Genomic DNA, 4,542 nt, shown 5'->3' with positions numbered 1-4,542 from the left:
GCGCGGCTATCCCGCCTTCTGTGACCAGAACGCCCACCTCTGGTTCGACGGCTTCGGTGAGTTGGCCGGCTTCGTCATCGCGGAATACGGCGGCGACAGTTTCGACATCATCACGTTGGAGGGCTACCGCTTCCTCTATGATGCGTTGCTGGCGTGGGCGCTGGCGAACTGGGGCGATCGGGCGCCGCGCCTCAGTACGGAGATCACCGACCGCCAGGCGCTCGAAGCCGCGGTCTTGGAGCGCCACGGCTTCCGGCGCGCCTCCACGCTCTACACGCGGCGCTTCGACCTGACCGGCGAGTTGCCGGCGCGCTACCTGCTGGAACCGGGCTTTACCATCGTGGACATGGCAACTCACCCGGACTACCGCGCCCAACGCATCCTGCGCGACGACGCTTTCCAGGGCAAGGCCGAGCGCGCCGAGGAGGAGCTGCAACAGGCGCTGCGGTTCTATAATTACAGCCACGAAGGCCCCATCTACCACGCGCCGACCGACCTGTGCGTCATGGCCCCGGACGGCCGCTTGGTAGCCGGCTGCGAAGCGCTGATCGACGCCTGGAACGCCGAGGCCGACATCGAGCGGGTCTGCACCCACAGCGAGTTCCGCCAGCGCGGCTTCGCCCGGGCGGTCATTCAGGAGTGCCTCTACCGGCTGCGCGACATGGGCCTGCGCAACGCCTACATTACCGGCTACAGCCCGGCGGCCATCGCCCTCTACGGTTCGCTGGGGGCCGTGGATAAGTCGAGCGCTTTTGTGTACGAGTTAGGTGCGCCCGCCGCCTGAGCCGGCGGAAAGGAGAGAGGTATGGCGCAACCCGTCAACGAGATACCCGTCTACCTGGAAGTCGGCCAGAAGCGCGCGTTTGCCGGCGCGCTCGACTGGCCGGGCTGGTGCCGCGCCGGGCGGGACGAGGACGCGGCGCTGGCGGCGCTCTTCGACTACGGCCCGCGTTATGCCCGCGCGGTCACGTCGTCGGGGCTGGGCTTCGTCGCGCCGGCGGCGCTCGCGGCGCTGGTCGTGGTCGAGCGGCTGCCGGGCAGCAGCGGCACCGACTTTGGCGCGCCCGGCGCGCAACCCGAGGCCGACAGGCTACCATTTGGCAAGGAGGAACTGGCCCGCTCGGAGGCCATATTGACGGCCATCTGGCAGACGTTCGACGAGACAGCCGGGGCTGCCGTGGGCCGCGAGTTGCGCAAGGGGCCGCGCGGCGGCGGGCGCGAGCTGGACAAGATCGTCGAGCACGTGCGCGGAGCCGACGAAGCGTATCTGGCGCGGCTGGCGTGGAAGCGGCCCCAGGCCGACGACCCGGCCGAGGCGCATGCCCTCGTCCGCCGGGCCATGTTCGACGCGCTGGCCGCGGCCGTCCGGGGCGAACTGCCGGAGCGCGGGCCGCGCGGCGGGCGCATCTGGCCGCCGCGCTTCTTCGTCCGCTACGTGGCCTGGCACACGCTCGACCACGTTTGGGAGATCGAGGATCGCGCGATTTGAAGAGGGGAGAATCCGCCGATTTCGCAGATTACGCAGATTGTTGTAGGCTACCCACAGACCCATGAGTAGAACTCGGCTAGCAGCGTTCAGCGATGGCGCGATCGCCATTCTCATCACCGCCAGACGGCCGGAGCGACTACCTCGTCCTGACGGATGCGCTCAACGCCAGCGACGAGGCCGACAGTGAGGATTGCGGCTTCGCTGTTGTTGATCGCGCCGCTTATTACAAGTAGAGACGGTCCGGCGGAACGTCTCTACTCACCAACTGGGGAGCAGGATGTCAGGTTTCCTGAACTGGTTAAACGCCCGGTTCGCGCCGTGGATCACCGCGCTGGGCCTGACCTCCGGTTCGGTCACGCTGGAAGTGCGCGGCCGACGCTCTGGCAGGCCTATTCGCGTCTCCGTCACGCGCGTGCGGCAGGACGGGAAGCAGTATCTCGTGGCGCTCTACCGCGACTCACAGTGGGCGCGCAACGTGCGCGCCGCCGGCGGCGCGGCCACCATCATCTCGCGCCACCGTATGCCTGTCCAGTTGGTTGAGATTCCCACCGAGGCCCGCGCCCCGATCCTGTTGGGTTACGTCAACCAGCGCGCCTTCACCCATTCCGGCGCGCAGTCGGCCCGCCACTTCTTTGGGTTACAGTCGAAGCCGACGCTGGCCGACATGGCGGCGCTGGCTGAGCAATATCCGGTGTTCGAGATTCGGCCGCGACCCGATATGACCGACGAGCCGCCTTAAGGTCGCCAGGCACAGTAATGATGGTTGCACTTCGCCCTGGAGCCGCGGACAATCACGCCATTCTCACCGGAGTAACCCGTTATGTCAGACCCAGTTGCCGCCGATTCCACGCTGGAAGTCCACGATCCCGCGATACTGGCCCAGGCGCGGGCCGTCCTCGACGCCTGCCGTTCCGGCCAGCAGATGCAGGAGGCCGTCGTCGCCGCCGTCCGGCGCAACGAGCGCTGGCGGGGCGAGCAGTGCATTAACCTGCTGGCTCCCGAAGCGCCGACCAGCCCGGCCGTGCGCGCCCTGCTGTCCTCGGAAGTGGGCACACGGGCGGCCGAGGGCCACATCGGCGCGGTTAACCGCTGGTTCGCCGGCACGAAGCACATTGACGAGATCGAGGCGCTGTGCGTGGAGTTGCTCAAGCAAGCCTTTCGCGCCCGCTACGCCGACCACCGCCTCGTCGCCAGCATGATCGGCAACCTGGCCGTCTACACCGCGTTGACCGAGCCGGGCGACGTGATCATGAGCATCCCCCAACCCTTCGGCGGCCACTCCAGCAACCGGCCCGATGGCCCGGCCGGGGTGCGCGGCCTGCGCGTGGTGGACGTGCCGATGGATCCCGACGAACTGGAGGTAGACCTCGACCTGTTCCGGAAGATGGCCCCATTGGTCAGGCCCAAACTCGTCGCCCTGGGCGCTTCGATGACGCTCTTCCCCTTCCCGCTGCGGGAGATGAGCGCGGTCGTGGCCGAGTGGGGCGGCCGGCTGTTCTTCGACGGCGCGCATCAGGTGGGGCTGATCGCTGGCGGCCAGTTCCAGGACCCGCTGCGCGAGGGGGCGGCGGTACTGACCGGCTCGGCCGGCAAGACGTTCAGCGGGCCGCAGAGCGGCCTCATCGTCTGGGATGACCCGGCTCTGACCCAGCCTCTCACCCACGCCATCTTCCCCGTGCTGGCTGCCACGCACCAGGTGAACCGCGTCGCCGCCCTGGCCGTCAGCGCGGCGGAGATGATCGAGTTCGGCGCGGCCTACATGGCCCAGATCGTGCGCAACGCCCAGGCGCTTGGCGCGGCGCTGGCGGCGCGAGGCATCCCGGTGCTGGCCGCCCACAAGGGGTACACGCGCACCCACCAGGTCATCGCCGACGCGCGGGCCTTTGGCGGCGGGCTGGACACGGCCCACCGGCTGGCCCGCGCCAACCTGGTGACCAACAAGAATCTCATCCCCGGCGACACGCCGGAGGACTGGGATCGGCCCGGCGGGCTGCGGCTGGGCACGATCGAGGTGACGCGCTACGGCATGGGCGAGATGGAGATGGCGACCATCGCCGACTTCATGGCCCGCGTCCTGATCGAGGGGCAAGCGCCGGAGTCGGTCATGGAGGATGTGATCGACTTTCGTCAGGGGTATCAGACGTTGTATTACAACTTCGACCATGGCTTACCGGCACGGGAAGGAGATTGAGTTGAGCAGCCGTGGATTTCAGGAGGAACAACGCAATGACAACACCCTCACCTTCCACGCTCACGCATCTCGCCCTGCCGCCATCGGGCCAGGGGCCGGGCGTGCTGGTCATCCATGCCTGGTGGGGATTGAACGATTTCTTCCGCAGTGTCTGCGACCGGCTGGCCGGCGCGGGCTTCGTCGCCGCCGCGCCCGACCTGTTCGAGGGGCAGACCGCCGACACGCCTGACGACGCCCGACGCCTGCGATCCAAGCCGAAGCGCGAGCCGACCTACCAGACGTTGACGCGCGCCATTGAGCAACTCCTGGCTCATCCAGCCGTAAATAGCGAGACCATCGGCGTGGTTGGCTTCTCAATGGGCGGGCATTGGGCAATGTGGCTGTCGCAGCAGCCGGAACTGCCCATCGGCGCGACGGTTACATTCTACGGCGCACGCTCCGGCGACTACAGCAACAGCCACGCCCCTTGTATGGGCCACTTCGCGCAAGCGGACGAGTGGGTGTCGGACGCGGCCAAGAAAAAGCTTAAGAAGAGTCTGGAGAAAGCGGGCCGAACGACTGACTTCTACGTTTATGAGGGCACGGAGCACTGGTTTGCCGAATCCAATCGGCCAGACGTTTACATTCCGGAGGCGGCAAATCTGGCCTGGGAGCGAACTGTCGCTTTTCTGCGCCAGAATTTGAAGTAACAAGATGGAACTAACCACCGAACGCCTGCTATTGCGCGACTTCCGAGAGGATGACTGGCCGGCCGTGCTGGCCTACCAGTCCGACCCGCTCTATCTGCGCTACTACGAGTGGACGGCGCGCACGCCGGAGGCGGTGCGCGCCTTCGTGAGGATGTTCCTGAACCACCAGCGGG

At 67.2% G+C, this 4,542-nt stretch carries 7 protein-coding genes; all 7 read left to right on the top strand.

The annotated features are described in order from the left end of the window. Window positions 1–784, top strand: a 784-nt coding sequence (locus tag ACE3UY_RS05755; protein WP_374686595.1) for a GNAT family N-acetyltransferase, incomplete at its 5' end; no start/stop codon positions are given. 21 nt (window positions 785–805) lie between these two features. Beyond that, entirely contained in the window at window positions 806–1,489 is a 684-nt protein-coding gene (locus tag ACE3UY_RS05750; protein WP_374686594.1) for a hypothetical protein, read from the top strand. A 92-nt stretch (window positions 1,490–1,581) separates the two neighbouring features. After that, entirely contained in the window at window positions 1,582–1,722 is a 141-nt protein-coding gene (locus tag ACE3UY_RS05745) for a hypothetical protein (protein ID WP_374686593.1), read from the top strand. A 44-nt stretch (window positions 1,723–1,766) separates the two neighbouring features. Further along, the gene (locus ACE3UY_RS05740) at window positions 1,767–2,228 is read left to right on the top strand and encodes a nitroreductase/quinone reductase family protein (RefSeq protein WP_374686592.1); all 462 of its coding nucleotides are present in this window, start codon (window positions 1,767–1,769) and stop codon (window positions 2,226–2,228) included. Between the two features lie 81 nt (window positions 2,229–2,309). Next, window positions 2,310–3,680: a serine hydroxymethyltransferase gene (gene glyA / locus ACE3UY_RS05735; protein ID WP_374686591.1), complete on the top strand. Its 1,371-nt coding sequence runs from the start codon at window positions 2,310–2,312 to the stop codon at window positions 3,678–3,680. Between the two features lie 35 nt (window positions 3,681–3,715). After that, window positions 3,716–4,369 (top strand): dienelactone hydrolase family protein, encoded by a 654-nt coding sequence (locus tag ACE3UY_RS05730; RefSeq protein ID WP_374686590.1) that lies wholly within the window; start codon window positions 3,716–3,718, stop codon window positions 4,367–4,369. A gap of 4 nt (window positions 4,370–4,373) precedes the next feature. Then, window positions 4,374–4,542 (top strand): GNAT family N-acetyltransferase (locus tag ACE3UY_RS05725; protein WP_374686596.1); only part of this gene is annotated, 169 nt, incomplete at its 3' end.

Origin of the sequence: Promineifilum sp. (SeqCode) (assembly GCF_041918635.1) — a bacterium.
Lineage (GTDB): Bacteria > Chloroflexota > Anaerolineae > Promineifilales > Promineifilaceae > Promineifilum.
The sequence above is the reverse complement of the archived record's forward strand: the minus strand, read 5'-3'. Positions and strand labels throughout refer to the sequence as shown.